The sequence below is a fragment of the Streptosporangium sp. NPDC000396 genome, from assembly GCF_042898655.1.
Classification (GTDB): domain Bacteria; phylum Actinomycetota; class Actinomycetes; order Streptosporangiales; family Streptosporangiaceae; genus Streptosporangium.
Genome location: NZ_JBIAZA010000003.1, coordinates 254,976 through 272,962, shown reverse-complemented (window position 1 = coordinate 272,962; position 17,987 = coordinate 254,976). Strand labels below are relative to the sequence as shown.

The 17,987-nt window shown below is 70.5% G+C and carries 19 protein-coding genes; 7 read left to right on the top strand and 12 right to left on the bottom strand.

The features are described 5' to 3' along the window. Positions 1–153 precede the first annotated feature (153 nt). The 3 genes from ACFY2X_RS06180 to ACFY2X_RS06170 all read left to right on the top strand — a co-directional run bounded on the left by ACFY2X_RS06180 (position 154) and on the right by ACFY2X_RS06170 (position 3,427). Positions 154–1,080: a sporulation protein gene (locus ACFY2X_RS06180; RefSeq protein ID WP_389933042.1), complete on the top strand. Its 927-nt coding sequence runs from the start codon at positions 154–156 to the stop codon at positions 1,078–1,080. A 72-nt stretch (positions 1,081–1,152) separates the two neighbouring features. Further along, positions 1,153–2,109, top strand: a complete 957-nt coding sequence (locus tag ACFY2X_RS06175) for a nucleoside hydrolase (protein WP_389933039.1) — start codon at positions 1,153–1,155, stop codon at positions 2,107–2,109. 199 nt (positions 2,110–2,308) lie between these two features. Next, positions 2,309–3,427, top strand: coding sequence for a S1 family peptidase (locus ACFY2X_RS06170; protein ID WP_389933036.1), 1,119 nt, complete (start codon positions 2,309–2,311; stop codon positions 3,425–3,427). 134 nt (positions 3,428–3,561) lie between these two features. Here the strand turns inward: ACFY2X_RS06170 and ACFY2X_RS06165 are convergent, their stop codons facing one another. Next, the gene (locus ACFY2X_RS06165) at positions 3,562–4,716 is read right to left on the bottom strand and encodes an alkaline phosphatase PhoX (protein WP_389933033.1); all 1,155 of its coding nucleotides are present in this window, start codon (positions 4,714–4,716) and stop codon (positions 3,562–3,564) included. A gap of 138 nt (positions 4,717–4,854) precedes the next feature. Continuing rightward, the gene (locus ACFY2X_RS06160) at positions 4,855–5,694 is read right to left on the bottom strand and encodes an LLM class F420-dependent oxidoreductase (protein ID WP_389933031.1); all 840 of its coding nucleotides are present in this window, start codon (positions 5,692–5,694) and stop codon (positions 4,855–4,857) included. Positions 5,695–5,904: 210 nt separating this feature from the next. On the opposite strand from ACFY2X_RS06160, the gene ACFY2X_RS06155 reads away from it, so the two are divergent. Both ACFY2X_RS06155 and ACFY2X_RS06150 read left to right on the top strand, forming a co-directional pair. Continuing rightward, positions 5,905–7,101, top strand: coding sequence for an anion permease (locus ACFY2X_RS06155; protein ID WP_389933029.1), 1,197 nt, complete (start codon positions 5,905–5,907; stop codon positions 7,099–7,101). After that, positions 7,098–7,328 carry a hypothetical protein gene (locus ACFY2X_RS06150; RefSeq protein ID WP_389933026.1) on the top strand — a complete coding sequence of 77 codons (231 nt, stop codon included), beginning with the start codon at positions 7,098–7,100 and terminating at the stop codon, positions 7,326–7,328. The genes ACFY2X_RS06155 and ACFY2X_RS06150 overlap by 4 nt, the downstream gene beginning before the upstream one ends. Here the strand turns inward: ACFY2X_RS06150 and ACFY2X_RS06145 are convergent. The 5 genes from ACFY2X_RS06145 to ACFY2X_RS06125 form a co-directional block, all read right to left on the bottom strand. After that, the gene (locus ACFY2X_RS06145) at positions 7,230–9,476 is read right to left on the bottom strand and encodes a peptidase domain-containing ABC transporter (protein ID WP_389933023.1); all 2,247 of its coding nucleotides are present in this window, start codon (positions 9,474–9,476) and stop codon (positions 7,230–7,232) included. The two genes, ACFY2X_RS06150 and ACFY2X_RS06145, sit on opposite strands and share 99 nt — an antisense overlap. Next, entirely contained in the window at positions 9,473–9,670 is a 198-nt protein-coding gene (locus tag ACFY2X_RS06140; protein WP_389933020.1) for a hypothetical protein, read from the bottom strand. Before ACFY2X_RS06140 ends, ACFY2X_RS06145 begins: the two co-directional genes overlap by 4 nt. Then, positions 9,655–10,656 (bottom strand): TIGR04500 family putative peptide maturation system protein, encoded by a 1,002-nt coding sequence (locus ACFY2X_RS06135; RefSeq protein WP_389933017.1) that lies wholly within the window; start codon positions 10,654–10,656, stop codon positions 9,655–9,657. The genes ACFY2X_RS06140 and ACFY2X_RS06135 overlap by 16 nt, the downstream gene beginning before the upstream one ends. Further along, entirely contained in the window at positions 10,649–11,632 is a 984-nt protein-coding gene (locus ACFY2X_RS06130) for an MvdC/MvdD family ATP grasp protein (protein ID WP_389933014.1), read from the bottom strand. Before ACFY2X_RS06130 ends, ACFY2X_RS06135 begins: the two co-directional genes overlap by 8 nt. Before the next feature lie 69 nt (positions 11,633–11,701). After that, positions 11,702–11,839: a putative ATP-grasp target RiPP gene (locus ACFY2X_RS06125; protein ID WP_389933007.1), complete on the bottom strand. Its 138-nt coding sequence runs from the start codon at positions 11,837–11,839 to the stop codon at positions 11,702–11,704. 271 nt (positions 11,840–12,110) lie between these two features. On the opposite strand from ACFY2X_RS06125, the gene ACFY2X_RS06120 reads away from it, so the two are divergent. Beyond that, positions 12,111–12,350, top strand: a complete 240-nt coding sequence (locus ACFY2X_RS06120; protein ID WP_389933004.1) for a hypothetical protein — start codon at positions 12,111–12,113, stop codon at positions 12,348–12,350. Between the two features lie 102 nt (positions 12,351–12,452). On the opposite strand, the gene ACFY2X_RS06115 is transcribed toward ACFY2X_RS06120, so the two are convergent. After that, the gene (locus ACFY2X_RS06115; protein ID WP_389933001.1) at positions 12,453–13,208 is read right to left on the bottom strand and encodes a methylated-DNA--[protein]-cysteine S-methyltransferase; all 756 of its coding nucleotides are present in this window, start codon (positions 13,206–13,208) and stop codon (positions 12,453–12,455) included. Continuing rightward, positions 13,192–13,806, bottom strand: coding sequence for an RNA polymerase sigma factor (locus ACFY2X_RS06110; RefSeq protein ID WP_389932998.1), 615 nt, complete (start codon positions 13,804–13,806; stop codon positions 13,192–13,194). The genes ACFY2X_RS06115 and ACFY2X_RS06110 overlap by 17 nt, the downstream gene beginning before the upstream one ends. Before the next feature lie 105 nt (positions 13,807–13,911). On the opposite strand from ACFY2X_RS06110, the gene ACFY2X_RS06105 reads away from it, so the two are divergent. Further along, entirely contained in the window at positions 13,912–14,352 is a 441-nt protein-coding gene (locus ACFY2X_RS06105) for an SRPBCC family protein (protein ID WP_389932995.1), read from the top strand. Between the two features lie 98 nt (positions 14,353–14,450). Here the strand turns inward: ACFY2X_RS06105 and ACFY2X_RS06100 are convergent, their stop codons facing one another. The 3 genes from ACFY2X_RS06100 to lnt form a co-directional block, all read right to left on the bottom strand. Further along, a complete protein-coding gene (locus ACFY2X_RS06100; RefSeq protein ID WP_389932993.1) occupies positions 14,451–14,996 on the bottom strand; it encodes an FxsA family protein in 546 nt (181 codons plus the stop codon). Positions 14,997–15,117: 121 nt separating this feature from the next. Beyond that, the gene (locus ACFY2X_RS06095) at positions 15,118–15,861 is read right to left on the bottom strand and encodes a polyprenol monophosphomannose synthase (protein ID WP_389932990.1); all 744 of its coding nucleotides are present in this window, start codon (positions 15,859–15,861) and stop codon (positions 15,118–15,120) included. Beyond that, a complete protein-coding gene (gene lnt, locus ACFY2X_RS06090; RefSeq protein ID WP_389932988.1) occupies positions 15,861–17,504 on the bottom strand; it encodes an apolipoprotein N-acyltransferase in 1,644 nt (547 codons plus the stop codon). Before lnt ends, ACFY2X_RS06095 begins: the two co-directional genes overlap by 1 nt. Positions 17,505–17,987 lie beyond the last annotated feature (483 nt).

The window sequence follows — 17,987 nt, the reverse complement described above, 5'->3', positions numbered from 1 at the left end:
CCCTGCTTGATCACTGTCAGAGATCGACTTTTACGGAACGAATACGCCCGCACGGCCTCCGGAAAGCCTCCGCCCGCGCGATCCTGGGAACCGCGGACGTCGATCGCTCGTTCGCCGTTTCAGCTGCATCACCACAACAAGAGAGAGGTATCCGTGGTCTTCAAACGGCTGCTGGGAGCCTTCGGCGTCGGGGGTCCCTCGGTGGACACCGTCCTGTCCGTGTCGCGCGTCTCGCCCGGCGGGTTCCTGACCGGAGAGGTCCGGATCAAGGGCGGCGAGTTCGAGGCGGAGATCGAGCACATCAGCCTGGGGCTGGTCGCCAGGATCGAGATGGAGCACGGCGAGGGCGAGCACAGCGGCCTCGGAGAGTTCTTCCGCGCCGAGGTCTCCGGCCCGTTCACGCTGGGCATCGGCGAGGAACGTGCCATCCCGTTCCGGGTGCCGGTGCCCTGGGAGACGCCGCTCACCGAGGTCGAGGGCCAGCCGCTGAACGGCATGGCCATGGGCGTGCGCACCGAGCTCGCCATCGCCAAGGCGGTGGACAAGGGCGATCTCGACCTCTTCTCCGTCGCCGCCCTGCCCTCCCAGGAAGCCGTCCTCGTGGCCTTCTCCCGGCTCGGCTTCCACTTCCGCAGCGCCGACCTGGAGGCGGGCCACCTGTACGGCGTGCAGCAGCAGCTGCCGTTCTACCAGGAGATCGAGTTCTACCCGCCGCCCCAGTACGCCGGCCGGGTCAACGAGGTCGAGCTGACCTTCGTGGCCACCCCCGGCGGGCTGGACGTCATCCTGGAGGCCGACAAGCGTGGCGGGCACGGTTCCAGCCACGACGCCCTCGGGCGTTTCCAGGTCACGCACGAGCAGGCCCTCCAGATCGACTGGGCCACGGAGATCACCACCTGGCTGAACGAGCTGACCGCACATCACCGCGGCGGGCACGACGGCGGCCACCGCGGCTACCACGATCATCACGACGGGCCGGGCATGGGCGCGGCCGTGGCGGCCGGCGCGGTCGGCGGGTTCGTGGCCGCCGAGGTGATCGACGAGATCGGCGACTTCTTCGAGGGCGACGAAGAAGAGTGAGGATCGGGTGGGCCGCTCCATGCGGGGGGGCGGCCCGCCCGTACACGCATCCGGCCGTTCCGGGGAGGACGCTTGAGCCCGGTCCGCCACGTCGTCGTGGACACCGACACCGGCATCGACGACGCCCATGCCCTGCTGTACCTCGCGGGCCGGCCGGACGCCGAGATCACCGCCATCACCTCGGTGTTCGGCAACTGCGCCGAGGAGGACTCCGCGCGCAACATCGGTTACGTCATCCGGCTGCTCGGCCTGGAGGTTCCGGTCGCCCGCGGCGCGGCCGGGCCGATGGCCGGGACCGCGCACGTCACCGGGCGCGCACACGGCAAAGACGGTCTCGGCGACCGGGGCTACGACCGCCCGTTGCCGGAGGTCACCGGCGAGACGGGCGCCGAGTTGCTGGTACGGCTCGCGAACGAGCGGCCGGGCGAGCTCGATCTGCTGGCGCTCGGCCCGCTCACCAACCTGGGCCTGGCACTGCGCGTCGACCCCGGCCTGCTGACCAGGTATCGCTCGGTGGTGGTGATGGGCGGTTCGGGTCACCGTGCCGACCGGAACGGGCCGCTGCTGAACGACACGAACATCCACAGCGATCCGGTGGCCGCGCGGGCGGTGTTCTCCGCGTCCCGCGAGGAAATGGTCGCGGTGGGTGTCAACGTCACCGGCGGGACGATCCTGGACGAGGCCGCCATCGCCGCGCTGCGCGCCGCGAAAACCCCTCGGGCGCGCTTCGCCGGCGAGATCCTGGAGACCTATCTGGACTTCTACCAGAACAGGTGGGGCCGCCGGGTCGTCCCGCTGCACGACCCGCTCGCCGCCGGGATCCTTCTCGACCCGGGTTTCGCGACCGCGTCCGCGTCCGGCCCGGTCAACGTGGTGGCCGAGGGACCGCTGTACCGGGGCCGCCTGATGCGCGCCGCGGGCGAGCCCCCGCCGCCGTTCCCCTACGAGGACGCGCCGGACACCGAAGTGATCATGCAGGTCGACTCGGCGCGCTTCGTCACCGACTTCGTCGAGGTGCTGACCCGATGACGGCGCGGCGTCACGCGCCGGACGCCTCGGGGAGACCGGGCCCGGCGGCCACACCCCGCCGACGCCCGGCACGAAGGCGAGGGATCGCGTTTCACGCTCTGACGATCAAGTCCCCATAACATCGCGACAGGGATTTTTTGGCATATCCCTGGGCTCCACATGGCAAATATTTTGACAGCACCCCCCACAAGGAGTGCTGATGTTCAGTCGAGGTCCCCTCATGGCCGGGGCCGCCACGGTCGCCCTGTACCTGGCCGCCGCCGTGTCGCCCGCCGTCGCCGAAACCGCCTCCCTCTCCCCCACGCCCCCGCCCTCGGTCGTCGACGCGCTCCAGCGCGACCTCGGCCTCACCGCCGAACAGGCCGTCACGCGGCTGGCCACCGAGGCACGCGCCGTCACCACGGAATCCAACCTGAGCAGGACACTCGGCGGAAAGTACGCCGGTGCCTGGCTCAACGCCGACGCCTCCCAGCTCATCGTCGCCACCAGTGACGCCGCCACGACCGACGCCATCAGGGCGCAGGGTGCTCAGCCCGTGGTCGTCAGCCGGACCCTGGAAGAGCTCACCGCCCTCAAAGAGCGGCTTGACCAGGCTCCGGAACAGGCGAAGGCCGGCGCGTCCCTCTGGTACGTCGACCTGCCCACCAACAGCGTCGTGGTCCAGGCCGCCCAGCAGGCCGCGGGCGACGCTCTCATCGCCGCCGCCGGTGTGAACAACGACGCGGTCCGGGTGGCGGTCACCTCCGAGCAGCCCCGGCCCTTCATCGACATCATCGGCGGCAGCCCCTACTACATCGGCTCCAGCCGCTGCAGCGTCGGCTTCTCCGTCACCAGGGGAGGCACGCCCGGGTTCGTCACCGCGGGTCACTGCGGCAGGGCCGGTTACACGACCACCAACCCGACCGGCACGTTCCAGGGCTCGTCCTTCCCGGGCAACGACTACGCGTGGGTCGCCGCCCCCGGCAACACCCCCAGGCCCTGGGTGCGGAGTTCCGGCGGCAACGTCGTCGTCCGCGGTTCCGCCCAGGCCGTGGTCGGCTCCTCGATCTGCCGTTCCGGCTCCACCACCGGCTGGCGCTGCGGCGTCATCCAGCAGCACAACGCCACCGTGACCTATCCGCAGGGCACGGTGAGCGGTCTGACCCGCACCAGCGCGTGCGCCGAGCCGGGCGACTCCGGTGGATCGTTCATCTCCGGCAGCCAGGCCCAGGGTGTGACGTCGGGCGGCTCCGGAAACTGCCGCACCGGCGGTACGACATACCACCAGCCGGTCAACGAGATCCTGTCCGCCTACCGGCTCACCCTGACCGTCGGCTGATCGCTCTCCTCACCGCCTCGTCGTGACGAGCACACCCGGTGGCCGGGGCATCCGGCATCGACGGCGAGGGACCGCAGCCGTCGCCGGATCCGCGAACGTTCGCGGATCCGGCGACGGCATCGGGGCCGGCCCCCTCACGTGCGGAACGGGCCGGTCACGCAGTAGGTGATCCCTCCGGAGGAGCTGCCGGAGGTGCCACGCTGGGAGGAGAAGTAAAGACGGTCGCCGGCGGGGTTGAAGGCCGGGCCGGTGATCTCCGAGGAGCTCTGGCCGTTGATCCGCAGGAACGGCGAGATGGTGTCGTCCGGGGTGATCAGGCAGATCTCCATGTTGCCGCCGTCCTCGGCGACGTAGAGGTCTCCGAAAGTGGAGCCGGTGACGTTGTCCACGCCGGTCAGCGGTGCCGTACCGGGGCTGATGAGGTTGTCGTCGTAGGCGAGCTCGTAGGTGCCGGCGGCGACGTTGACCTGCCAGACCCGATTGTCGCCCTTGGTGGTGAACCACACGGTGTCGTTGGCGTAGTGGCAGCCCTCGCCACCGTTGAAGGACTTGGAACCGGAGACCTGGCGGCGGGTCTCGGTCGGGGAACCATCGGGATCGGGCACATCCGCCCAGGTGAAGGAGCCGGAGGTGGCCGAGCCCGCGCGGAGCACCTGCAGTGTGCCGGAGGACAGGTCACCCCAGGTCGTGGGGATGAACCGGTAGAACCGGCCGTCACTCTCGTCCTCGGTCAGATAGATCACCCTGCGGACCGGGTCGGCCGCCGCCGCCTCGTGCTTGAAGCGGCCCAGGGCCGGCCGCCGCACCGCCGCCCCGCCGAACGGGTAGGTCTCGTAGACGTAGCCGCGGCTGACCTCCTCGCACGACAGCCAGGTGTTCCACGGCGTCGCGCCACCGGCGCAGTTCTGCCGGGTGCCCGACAGGATCGAGTTCGCGGAGACGACTCCGCCACCGGAGTCGAAGCGGATCGCCGAGGCGCCACCGCCGGGGTTGACCTCGGAGTTGGAGACGTAGATCCAGCCGCTGCCGTCGGCGAAGCAGGCGCCGCCGTCGGGGGCACCGTGCCAGGTGTAGGAGGTGCCGGGGACCACCTGCCCGGAGCGGGCGATCACCTGGCTGGTGAACCCCGCCGGAAGCTGGACGCCGTTGGCGTCGGCGGCCAGCAGGGCTCCGTAGGGACCGGGAGCGTTCTGGGCCGGAGCCGCGAGGGCGTCCTGCCAGAGGCTTCCGGCGAAGGCCAGGGTGCTCGCGCCGAGCACCGAGGCACGAAGGAATGTACGACGTTCCACGACGAACCTCCTGGATGAGGATCAACAGGACCGTTCCCCCGACCGCACCAAAGACTAGAAGTGCCGGTGAACACCCGGCTGTGCGTGTGGTTAACGGCGCATGGCCTGCCCGTACTGATTGCACGCCGCGTCCGGCCCTCACTCCCCCCGCATCTCCGCCAGCGCCGCTTCGAAGGCGTCCATGTCACGCTGGACGCGGTCCAGGCCGGCCGACGGCAGCCACGCCATCGCGCGGGCGACCCCGGCCTTCTCGCAGGCCTCAAGCACCGCGGGGTCCGGCGGCACCGACAGCATCACCACCCGCACCGGCTTCCCGGCGTCCTCGGCCAGCCGGAACAGCTCCCGTACGCGCTCCAGGACGCCGGGAGAGTAGTTCGGCAACCAGCCGTCGCCGTATGCCAGCACGCGCTCGAACACCCGGGGCCCGGTGCCGCCGACCAGCACCGGCGGGTAGGGCCGCCGGGACGGCTTGGGCCACGACCAGATCGGGTCGAACGACACGAAGTTTCCGTGGTACTCGGCTTCGTCGTGGGACCATATCCGCTGCATCGCCTCGATGTGCTCCTTCATCACGGCGAAACGGCGCGATGGATCCACCCCGTGGTTGCGGATCTCGGGCTCGTTCCAGCCCGCTCCCACGCCGAATTCGAAGCGCCCGCCCGTGAGGTCGTCAACGCTCGCCACCGTCTTGGCGAGGCTGATCGGGTGATGCTGGGGGACCAGGCAGACGCCGGTTCCCACGTGCAGCCGCGTCGTGGCGAGGCCCGCGGCCGTACACGCGACGAACGGGTCGTAGGTGTGCCAGTACTTGCGGGGAAGCCGGCCCCCGTCGGGGCGCACCGGCGGCGCGCCCGCCGCCTGGATGTGTGTGTGCTCGCTGAAAAGCAACGCCTGGTGACCCCGCTGCTCGACCAGCTGGGCAAGCCTGCCAGGACCGACCGCGTCATGCGTCGCGAAGTAGCCGAAGCCAGAGTCCATCGCCCCAACGTATCCCGGCGCATGCACGTCGCCGAGGGCGACACTCGGCGTCTTTCGCCCAGGCGGTGATCGCGGGAGCGGGGCGGCAAAATCTGATACCCGGATAACCGGCTCAGGAAGTCATGGATCTCATAAAAGCAAATACAAACGACCAAAATAGATTATTTCAGATTTTAAGGCGAAGACAGGTTATATATCGCCAAAGGTGATATGAGGCACATTGTGGAAGCGACTCCATTGCTGCTGTTCATCGTGGTGGGAACGGCGCTGGCCTTCGACTTCACCAACGGGTTCCACGACACCGCCAACGCGGTGGCGACGTCCATCGTGACGGGGGCACTGCGTCCGCACACGGCCGTGGCACTGTCGGCGATCCTGAACTTCCTGGGGGCCTTCCTGTCGCTGGAAGTCGTGGCCACGATCGCCCAGGGCATCGTGGACGTCCGTGCGATCACGTTGACGGTCCTCTTCGCCGGCCTGGTGGGCGGCATGGTCTGGAACCTGGTGACGTGGTACTTCGGCATCCCGTCGAGCTCGTCCCACGCCCTCATCGGCGGGGTGGTGGGGGCGGCCTTCCTGGCGGCGGGAACCTCCGCGATCAAGGGGCCCGGGATCGTGTCGAACGTCCTCGTCCCGGCGCTGCTCTCACCGCTGGCGGCCGTTCTCGTGGCGGCCGTCGGCACCCACCTCGTCTACGCGATCATCAGAAACGTGCCTGCCCGCATCCGCGGTCCGGGGTTCCGGATCGGGCAGATCGGCTCGGCGTCGTTGGTGTCGCTGGCCCACGGAACCAACGACGCCCAGAAGACCATGGGCATCATCACGCTCGCGCTGATCATCAACGGCACGATCGACAGGAACGCCACCACGCCGGTATGGGTGATCGTGAGCAGCGCGACCGTGATCGCCCTGGGAACCTACGCCGGCGGATGGCGGATCATCCGGACCGTGGGCAAGGGACTGACCGAGATCGAGAGTCCGCAGGGGTTCGCCGCGGAGGGCTCCGCCGCGGCTCTGATTCTCGCCGCGTCGTACTCCGGATTCCCGCTGTCGACCACCCACGTGTGCTGCGGCGCGATCGTGGGCTCGGGACTGGGCAGGCGGGTCGTCGAGGTCCGCTGGGGCCTGGCGGCCCGGATCCTGATGACGTGGCTGGCCACCCTGCCGGCCGCCGCGCTGCTGGGAGCGGCCGCGTGGCAGGGCTCCCAGATCATCGGAGGGGTGGCGGGCGCAGCCGTGGTGTTCCTGGTGCTGCTGGTCTTCGCCCTGGCGATCTACGTGACCGCGGACCTCAGGCCGGTCAACGCCTCCAACGTCAAGGCCGAGTGGACGGGCCGGCCGGTTCCCGTCACCTATCTCAGGGATCCGGGGAGGGGGCCGGAGTCGGCCGAGGAGCCGGCGCCGTGAGCGGCTCCGTCAACCTGGACGTCCTGTGGCAGGTCATGGTGACCGGGTTCGTCGCCGGCGCCGGACTGGTCTCGGCGTACGCGTTCGGTCTCGTGGGCCTGTCGATCGCCGTCTCCGAGGAGCGGTCCTCAGGCCGGAGACCGCGCGGGCTGCTCCTCGCGGGAACGTGCTTCCTGATCGTCGCCGCGGGGATCGGCCTGGGTCTGTACGCGCTGCTTTCGAAGTGAGTCCACGACTGGCTCCCTCCCCTCCGTCTGGGCCGACACCAGCGCGGAGTAACGGCCGCCCCGGGCGATCAGGCCCTCGTGGGTGCCCCGCTCCACGATCTGCCCGTCGTCGACCACAAGGATGAGGTCGGCGTCCTTCACCGTGCTCAACCGGTGGGCGATCACGATACGGGTTTGGGTGAGCCAGCCCAGGTTGGCCTCGATCCGCGCCTCCGTGGTGCTGTCGAGATGGCTGGTGGCCTCGTCGAGCAGCAGGATCTTCGGCTGGGCGAGCAACGCGCGGGCGAGCGCGAGCCGCTGCCGCTGGCCGCCGGAGAGGCCGCCGCCCTCGACGAGAACGGTCTCGTAGCCCATGGGCATCGAGCAGATCTCCTCGTGCAGGCAGGCGAGCTCGGCGGCCTGGATGATCCGTTCCATCGACGCTCCGGGATCGTTGAGCGCGATGTTCTCCCGGATCGATCCGGTGAACAGCGACGGCTCCTGCGTGACCACGCCGAACTGGCGGCGCAGGGAACGGAGGTTGAGCTCGGACAACGGCACACCGTCGTAACTGACCCGTCCCTCCGTCGGGGTGTGCAGGGCCAGCAGGAGCCGGGCCAGGGTGCTCTTTCCCGCCCCCGAGGGGCCGACCAGAGCGATCTTCTGCCCCGGGCTGATCGACACCGAAACGCCGCGGAGCGTCCACGGCCCACGAGGGTCGTGCCGGAAGCCGACACCGTGCAACTCCACCGAACCGCGCAGTCTGAGCACCTCGATACCGGCGGTCGGCTCCGGCTCGGAGGCCAGGATGTCCGACAGGCGATCGAAGTGCGCCCCGGCCTGCTGGAGCCCCTGCAGACTGGTCATCAGTGAGGCGATGGGCGTGAGAGCGGCGGCGGCGACGGCGTTGAGCGCCAGCAGGGCGCCCAGGGTGAGCTGCCCGTCGAGGACCCGCCAGGCGCCGATCCACAGCAGTCCGAGCGGGGCGAGCAGGCGCAGGGCCCCGAGCGCGGCGTCCAGCAGACCTTGTGTCAGGCCGCTCCGGACGTCGGCGTTCAGCTGGTCGGTGAAGTGCTTCGACCACTGCTCGACCGCGCGGTGCTCGGCCCCGGACGCCTTCAGCGTCTCGATGCCGCCGATGGCCTGGACGAGCTGGCTCTGGGTCGCGGAGAAGGCGGCGAGTTCCTCCTGGGTGAGACGGCCGACCCTGCGCGCGGTGGCCAGGAGCAGCAGCACCTGCGAGGCCGCGAAGGCGAGCAGGCAGGTGCCGAGGACGGCGTCCCAGGTGAACACCAAAATCAGGTAGCCCAGGGCGAGCGGCCCGTCCAGCAACGCCGAGAGAACCTGCCCGGTGAGCATGTCCCGGAGCATCGCCACGCTTCCGGCGCGCGTCATCAGGTCGCCTTTGCCGCGCAACGCGAAATAGCGGTACGGCAGGGCGATCAGATGGGAGACCACCCCGCCGGTCAGTTCGGCGTCCGCTCCCGCGCGAACGGCGACCAGCAGGACCGAGCGAAGGTAGCCGACCACGAACTGCGTCATGGCCGCGAGCGCCAGTCCCGCGCCCAGCAGGGCCAGCAGCTCTCCGGAACCCTCGGGCAGGACCCGGTCCACCAGTGCCTCGGAGAACAACGGCAGTGCCAGTCCGAGCAGCTGCAGCAGCAGCGAAGCCAGGACGACCTGGGCGAGCAGGCCCTTCCTGCGCGCCAGCAGCGTGCGGACGAACCGGCGGCGCCAGACGTCCCCGGCGCTGGAGCTGCCCGGCCGGAAGCCCTGTCCGGGCTCGAAGGCGAGCAGCACTCCGGTGAAACCCTCGTCGAACTCCTCCGCCGTGAGCCTGCGGCGCCCGCGAGCCGGATCGACGATGTGGACACGGTCGGGTGACCAGCGCTCGACGACCACGAAGTGGTTGAACTCCCAGTGAACCACCGCGGGCATCGGCACCCGGGCGAGGTCGGCGGGGGCCAGCGAGAACGCGCGCGCCTTCAGCCCGCATTCCCTGGCGCCTTCCAGGAGCGCCTTCGCGCTGAGGCCGTCCCGGCCGATCTGGAGCCGGTCGGTGACCTCGTGCAGGGACACGCGATGGCCGTGGTGCGACAGGATCATCGCCAGGCAGGCCGCCCCGCACTCGGTGGCGGTGTTCTGCAGCAGGACGGGCACGCGTCTCATGCCGCGCCTCCGATCCGCGCCCGCAGCAGCACGGCGAACACGACCGCCGCCGCCACCAGCAACACGACCACCGCCCACAGCCCCACCAGGGTGCCCGTACGGATCATCATCGGGACGCGGTCCCGCCGCGACGGGGCCCGGTACCGGCGCAGGGCCTCCTCACGGAAGACGCCGCGCCTCATGACCAGTGCCATTCGACCGAGGCCTGACGGCGGCGCTCGGCCAGCCACTCCGTGAACGCCACGCGTCCGGCGGCGGCCAGCGTCCGCTCGTCCGCAGAGGCGGCCGTGCGCGCCAGGACGACTCCGGCGAGGAAGATCCCGCCGCCGGCCACCGGCCCGACGACGGTTCCCGGCGAAGCTCCGCGCAGCGGTACGGGCAGCTCGAAGGCCCAGCGCTCGGCGATCGTCGTCTCGGCCTCGCCACCGGCCGGTGAGAGGGCGGCCAGGCCGGCATGGCACACCTCGGCCAGCTCGGCGGCCCTGCCGGCGAGCGCGTCCTCCGGCCCGGTGATCCAGACCGCGTGGACCCGGTCGAAGTCCTCGGGGTTTCGGGCCAGACGGGCCGCCGCGAGCTCGGCCTCCTTACGGCGGCGGAAGCTCCGCCGCCTGGCCACCCCGGTGATGTAGGTCTCGAACTGCTGGAGGGACATGCCCATCTCGGCCAGCCAGCCCAGCGTCGCGGCGCGGTCGTGCAGGCCCCGGCCGCGCCGGAACTCGTCCGCCGCGGCCTGCAGGTCCTCGTCGCTGACCGGCCTTTCGTCCTTGCCGACCTCGTTGAGGATCAGGCACTGGTCGACGATCTCCTCGTGCGGTGTCACGTCACGGCGCGACAGCGAACGGATCATGGTCAGCGCCTGGGCGACCGACAGATGCACGTCGTCCACGGTGACCAGCTGTCCGGCCGCCCAGTGCGTGGAGTGGTCGATCAGCCAGGGAACGCCGTCGTCGGCCTGCGCGGTGAGCGCGACCGTCCCGCCTTCCGGGTCCTCCAGCAGCAGGTCGAAGTCGACCACCGGGGTGCCGGGGCGTTCGTCGACGACGAGCTCGGCACCGAGGCCGGGGTGACCGGCCGCCCATTCGGCGGCCGCCCGCCTGGCCTGCTCCACGTGGGCGCGTCGGCGGGGCAGGCCGCGCAGCAGCCGCACGCCGGATTCGAGCACCGCTCCGAAGTCACTCATGGTGCGTCCCTGTCTCCGCCTCGGCGAGCCAGTCGGCGATCGCGTCACTGATGGGCAGGCCTGTGTGGTGTTCCACGAACCCCCAGGCGCCATTGGGGTTGATCTCCAGGAACATGTACCGCCCGTCCGGGGAGAGGATGAGGTCGATGGCGCCGTAGGTCAGGCCCAGGGATGCGGTCAGTTCCACGCACCTGCGCTCCAGGTCGCCGGGGAGCCGGTGCACGCCGTAGCGCACCCTGTCGTGGTCGTAGTGCCGCCAGTCGTCCCTGGCCGTGCGGGACGCCCGCGAGTCGATCTCGGCGGCGAAGACCCGTTCCCCCACCACGATCACGCGTAGTTCCACGGACTTGGGGACGTACGGCTGCAGGATCACCGGCTCGTGCCGGAGACGGTGCCGCGAGGTGAGGTGACGCCGGGTGAGAACGGTGGTGTAGGTGCGATGGTCGGAGCCGTCAAGGGTGAACTCATCGGAATTGATCTGCTTGGTGATCAGATGACCCGCCGCCCTCTCGTAGGCCGGGACCAGTTCGCGCGGGTCGTTGGTGTAGACGGTCTCCGGCATCGAGAACCCGAGAGCCGCCGCACGAGCCATATGAATGATCTTGTTGTGCGCCCGGCGCTCGACCTCCCTGCGTGAGGGCATCCATCGAGCGGGGGTGAGCTCCCATGCCCCGTCGAGCAGGAACTCCGCCTGCCAGATCGCATGATGGCGGTGGGAGGGCTCGGTCATGGCCTCCGCCGGTGCGGGCGAGTTCGGACGCCGTCGCCACACGGCGCTCACCGCCGACAAGTCCAGCCGTTCGGCACCGGTGTCGAGCACGACCCGATGCCCGTCGCCGGTGAAGGCGGCGGTGATCCTGGCCCGGGCCGGGAAGTCACCCGGGTCCCACCACGTCACCGGCACGCCACGGCGCCTCAGCTTCGGCAGCACCATCTCGACCGTCTCGTCCTGCCGGTCGCTCAATACAAGGATCACGTCCGCCCCGATCATGAAAAGCGGCGGAGCGGGAAACCCCGCCCCGCCGCGTGTCACATCACCTGATGATCAGGAGTTCTCCCACTCGGCCGGCCGGCCCTTGATGTACCAGGACACGCTCCAGCGGCCACCGGAGACCTCGCCCAGCTCGGCCTCGGAAAGCTCCGCCCCCTCGAACGGGAGGTCGTCGATGCTGATCTTCGACATTGTCGATTCCCCTCTTCCGCACCGGGTGCGCCGGTCTCTGACGATCACGGCGCCCCGGTGGTCTTTCCTTACGGGGAAGACACTAGAAATCCCCTCTTGCGAGTTTCTGGGAAACGACTTGTGAACCATTGGCACCCGCCGCCCGGTCCCTGCGGCCTCGTAACGGGGCGTCGGCGAGACCCGAGCCCGAGCGGTCCCGCAAAAAATGCTTGATGCGCCGTTAACCATCAAAGGTTGTACCGCCCATCAATTCGGACATAGCGTCACAAACGTGTCTGTTGACCTTGAAGAGCTCTTCGTCAGCCAGGTGGACGTCGGGATCGCCACCATGGACGTGCCGACCGAAGACGGCGTGATCAGCGCCCACATGGTCGTGCAGCAGGTCACCGCGACCGACCGCAGGACCGGGCAGGAGCGTCAGCTCATGCTCATCTTCAGCTCCCGCGGGGTCGTGACAATGGCCGACGCCTTGCGGGAGGCGGCGGAGAAGGCGACGCAGGGAAGGCCGTAACAGCCCTCACGCCGCCGGGAACCGGCCTCCCTCCGTGCGGGGCCCTCCGGCCGCCGGTTCCCGATGTTCCGGCGAAGTCACGGGTGAAGGAGCCCCGCGGCGTCATGCGACCTTCGTCGATCCCGGCCTGCAGTGCAGGCAGGGCCGGTACCCGGCGGCCTCGGCCTGGGGAAGGCTGCGGAAGCCGTGCCGGTGGGCGGAGGTGATCCTGCGCGCGTTGTGGCAGGTGGGGAAGCACACGATGCCGGTGGTGTCGCTGCCGAGGTAGAAGACGTTCTCTCTGGCCAGCTCACGCACCTCCCCCAGGGGGACGCCCTCGGCATTCAGCAGCGCCTCCTTGGTCTCCGTGCCGAACACGTAGCCGCCAGCCGCGCCGTCCGCGCGGATGACCCGGTGGCAGGGAATCAGCACCGGGACCGGGTTGCGTCCCAGAGCCGAGCCGACCGCGCGTACGGCATCGGGGTGTCCGATCAGCCGGGCGATCCAGGAGTAGGGCCGCACCTGCCCCCTGGGGATCGCCTGGGCGGCACGCAGCACCGCCTGCTGGAATTCGCTCATGCCGCGCAGGTCGAACCGGAGTCCGGCGGTCCGCCCCGACCGCAGCGCGGGCAGCAGCCCGGCCGGCGGCCGGTCCGACGGCAGCAGCGGGCGGGCGAACCGCTGCCGGAAGGAGGAGGCGAAGTCCTCCTCTCCGGCCCGCACGTAGGCGATGCCCTGATCGGTGAAGGCGACCAGCAGCTCGCCGACCGGGCCGGGGACGCGTACCCAGCGAGCGGCGATCCGGTCCAGCAGCCCGGCGGGGGCGTCGGTGGCCAGCGCCGCGAGCCCGGCGAGCAGCGGGTCATGGTTGGAGCCCATCGGGCATCTCCTTTCCTTGCGGGACAGTGAGGGCGCGGAGCCGCCGCAGCCCCCGCGAGATGTGCGACTTGACGGTTCCTTGCGGGATACCGAGCACCGTGGCGATCTCGTTGACGGGCAGGTCGACGACGTGCCGCAGCACCACCGCCGCCCGCTGCTCGGACGGCAGCCGGCCCAGCAGTTCGGCCAGTTCTCCGCTCGTCTCGCGCCGCTCGGCCGCCTCCTCGACCCCTTCGCGGGGATCGACGGCATCGGGAGACTCCTCCAGCAGGTCGGGCGGCGGCTTGCGGACGTCCGTGCGGCGGTCGTTGCGCCATATGTTCATCATGATCGTCATCAGCCACGCGCGCGGCTGCAGCTCCTCGACGCGCCGGCGGTCGTAGCCGCACAGCGCGCGGTAGGCGCGCAGGAACGCCTCGGCCGTCAGGTCCTCGGCGTCCGCCCAGCGCCCGCACAGCCGCAACGCGGCGGAGAACACCAGGCCCCGGTAGGCACCGAACAGCTCGGCGAACCCCGCATCAAGATCATCAACGAGCGCCTTCACCACGGGGTCCGTCTCCTCGTGTTGCGCGCGGGTCCGGCTGTCGATATCCCTCACGCTCCTTTCAACACCACCCACCCCCTTTCGGTTGCACCTCACCGGAAAATGATCGGCGCGCGGCGACGGTTTCGGCGGTACGGAACCGGGGGGAGGGATCGGAGGGTGACTCACGCTCGCATCAGCGTCTCGGTGGACGCGGCCGCAGATCCGGACCGGGTGTTCGCCGTGCTGACCGACTGGACACGTCACGACGAGTGGATGGTGCTGACCCGAGCGCACGTCACCGCCGGTGACGGCCGCGGCGCCGGAAGCCGCCTGGCGGCATTCACCGGAGTGGGCCCCGTCGGGTTCCTGGACATCATGGAGATCACCGGGTGGGATCCGCCCACGACCGTGGCGGTCCGGCACACGGGACGGCTGGTGCGCGGCACCGGGGAGTTCCGCGTGCTGCCCCGCGGAAGCGGCAGCACGATCACCTGGGAGGAGGATCTGGACCTGCCGTTCGGCTCGATCGGGCGGCTCGGCTGGCTGCTGGCCAGGCCGGTCGGCACGGCGCTGCTGCGGTTCTCACTCCGGCGCCTGGCCCGGCTCTGCGGCCGGTGAACGGGCGACGGGACGCCGACCGGGCGGCCGGTGAACCGGCCGCCGCTCTCCGGCCCTGCGACTGGTGAGGTCAGCGGCCAGAGATCAACGGCTGGAGATCAGCGGCCGGTGAGGTCGCGGCCGGAGTCTCGGGCACCGGGCGTGCCCGGCTCCTCCCGGATGACCTCGCCGTGGATCACCGGACCGGACCCGCCGCCCTGGCCGCGCATCACGTCGAAGGGCGAGTCCATCCCGTCGAACGGCGAACCGAAGCCGGGACCCGCGACCGTCTGGGTGAGGGTGCGGACCCGGCGGGCGAAGAACCAGGCGCCGAGCCTGCGGACCAGTGGCCGGGTGAGCGGCAGCAGGCACAGGAAACCGACGAGGTCAGTGACGAATCCCGGGGTGAGCAGCAACGTGCCGCCCGCGACGACCATGACACCGTCGGTGAGCTCACGCTCGGGCATCCGGCCGCTCTGCAGCGCACCCTGCAGATTCCGCCAGGCCTTGCGGCCCTCGCGGCGGACGACCCAGGCGCCGAGCAGGCTGTCCGCGAGCAGGAGGGCGACCGTGGGCCAGCCGCCGATGACCTGGCCGACCTGGATCAGAACCCAGATCTCCAGCAGCGGGACCACGAGGAAGAGCAGGAACAGCAGAAAGCGCATCTTTTCCTCAACTTCGCGACAGCCGTACGACACTGACAACGCCCCGGGGCGCCGTCGCGTTCCGCGTTTCGTCCAATGTGGACGAAACGCGGACGACCCGGTTCAGCGTGAGCGACCCGGTTCAGCGTGGGCGGCGCAGACGCTGGGGAAAGCCGGAGAAGCCCCACAGCGTGACCCGCCACAGCGCCTCGGCGACGATGTCACGGCTCATCTTGCTCGCCCCGACGGTGCGGTCCACGAACGTGATGGGCACTTCGGCGACGCGCAGCCCGTGGCGGACGGTGCGCAGGGTCAGGTCGACCTGGAAGCAGTAGCCCTGCGACTCCACGTCGTCCAGGCCGATCTTCTCCAGGGTGGAGGAGCGGTAGGCGCGGAAACCCGCGGTGGCGTCGCGGACCGGGACGCCGAGCATCATCCGGGTGTAGACGTTGGCGCCGCGCGACAGGAACTCCCGCGAGGTGGGCCAGTTGACCACCTTGCCGCCGGGCACCCACCGGGAGCCGATCACCAGGTCGGCCCCGTCGGCCAATGTCTCCAGCAGCTTGGGCAGCTCCTCCGGCTGGTGGGAACCGTCGGCGTCCATCTCCACGAGAACGTCGAAACCCTCTTGCAGGCCCCAGCGGAAGCCCGCGATGTAGGCGGCGCCCAGACCCTGCTTGCCCGGCCGGTGGAGCACGTGGACGTGGTCGTCCTTGGCCGCCAGCTCGTCGGCGACCGCGCCGGTGCCGTCAGGGCTGTTGTCGTCGGCGATCAGCAGGTGGGCCTCGGGGACCGCGGCCCGCACCCGCCCGGCGATCGTCGGCAGGTTCTCCCGCTCGTTGTAAGTCGGGACGATGACGAGCACCCGGCCGAGCATTCGCTCCATCACGCGTCTCCCACCTGGTGATCAGCCTCCTGGTCCGTGGAATGCACCAGAGTACGGGTCCGGCGCCGCCAAACGGCGGCCAACGCGCCCGTACCCACAAGTATCAGTGCCCATTCGGGCAGTGCGCCCACTCGGGTGGCGATCGTCTCGGCGGTTCTGACCGGAACGCGGAACACGTTCATCGCGGGGACCAGTTCGGCGGTGTGCCAGGCGACCTCGCCCTCCGGGGTCACGTAGGCGGATATGCCGGTGATCGCGGAGGTGACCACCGCCCGGTTGTGCTCGACGGCGCGGAGCTGGGACATGGCGAGCTGCTGCGCCGGCAGATTGGTCAGCGCGTAGGTGGCGTTGTTGGTCTGCACCGTCAGCGGGGTGGCGCCCGTCCTGACGGTGCCGCGCACGATGCCGTCGAAGGCCACCTCGTAGCAGTTGATCGCGCCGAGGGTCACCGGTCCCAGTTTCAGGTCGCCGTCGCGGGTGCCGGCCACCGACTGCTTGCCGACCAGCCCGGCCCGCTCGAACAGGGCCAGCACGAGGTCTTTGAGCGGGGTGTATTCGCCGAACGGGACGAGCTGCTGCTTGTCGTAGTAGGCACCGGGCCCGGTGACCGGATCCCACACCAGGCTGCGGGTCGCGCGGTTGTTCTCTCCGATGCCGACCACGGCGCCGACCAGGACGGGCACCCCGATGTCCTTCACCGCCGCGTCGATCTCCCGGTGGGCGAACTCGCTGCGGTAGGGGTCGATGTCGGTGGAGTTCTCCGGCAGCACGACCAGGTCCGGCCGGGGGGTCCTGCCCTCCCGTACGGCCCGCGCCATCTCGTGGAGCATGCGGGTGTGGTTGCCGAGGACCACGGCCGGTTCGTCCCCCAGGGGGGTCATGCCCCGCCCGGGGACGTTGCCCTGGATGACGCCGACGGTCACGGTCCTGGCCTCGTCGCCCGGCCGGGGGACGGCGAACGCCGCCGCCGGCACGGCCAGCGCCCCGGCGAGCGGCAGGGCGACCGCCCGGTTCCAGCGGGGGGCCGGGGCGAGCCGGAGCGCCACCAGCGCGATCAGCCCGCCGCACAGGGCCACCGCGAAGCTCACCAGCGGCGCCCCGCCGAGGGCCGCGAAGGGGGTGAAGACCGACTGTCCCTGACTGAAGGCCACCCGCGCCCAGGGGAACCCGCCGAACGGGAACGTCCCGCGGGCCCACTCCATCGCCACCCACAGCGCGGCGCTCCACAACGGCCACAGGGGCAGCCGGACGACCAGGGCGGCGCCGACGGCCCAGGCCGCGTAGAAGAGGCTCTCCATGGCCACCAGGCCCAGCCAGGCGTCGACGCCGATCGGGCTGACCCAGTGCAGCGCGGGCAGCAGGAAGGCGAACCCCGCGAGGAAGCCCAGCCACAGGGCCCGGCGCGGGCGCGAGCCGTACACCGAAAGGGTGACGAGCGCCACGCCGAACGGGGTGAGGAACCACAGCCCGAGTGGCGGGAAGGAGAGGAACAGCAGCAGACCGCCCACGACCGCGCCCGCGATCCGGCCCGCCGGCACCCGGCGAAGGGCCTTCCCGCCCGTTCGTTCGCGCGGCAGGCCGTCAGGAGGGCCGCCTGTCGCGACCGCTCCCGGTGCCGGTGCGGCCGCCTTCTCCTGCACCACTGGCGGGGCTCCTTGCGGTGTCGTGCGGACGGATGACACCCGGCCTTCCCGGTCCGGCCTTCCGGCCCGATCCTGCAGGCCGGTTCTCTAGCTCGAACGGTACCGTTCCCCGGGCCCGCACCCAAAGCGAGGGTGGGTGCCCGGACACGGCAACGGGGTGACCCTCAGGGCGGACGGATGCCCTGGGGATCACCCCGACGCTTGCGACGCTCGGCACGGGAGCGGGAAGAGGGCCCGGACGACCCTTCGGACCGGTTCCGTCCCGTCGGCGGCGAGCGCGGATTGCCGTTGTCTACTGGATGCCCGGACCCCTCCTGGGTCCAACCCCCCGCCCGGATGGGGTGCCCCGCCTCGACGAAACGCCAGCCCTGCGCCTGGCTGTACGGACGGGGTGACCCCCGTCACGGGCGCAGGAACCGACGATGTCGGAAGACGGCCAACCGGCCAGTCCCGTGCTGGACTGGGCAGCAAACTACCGACCCC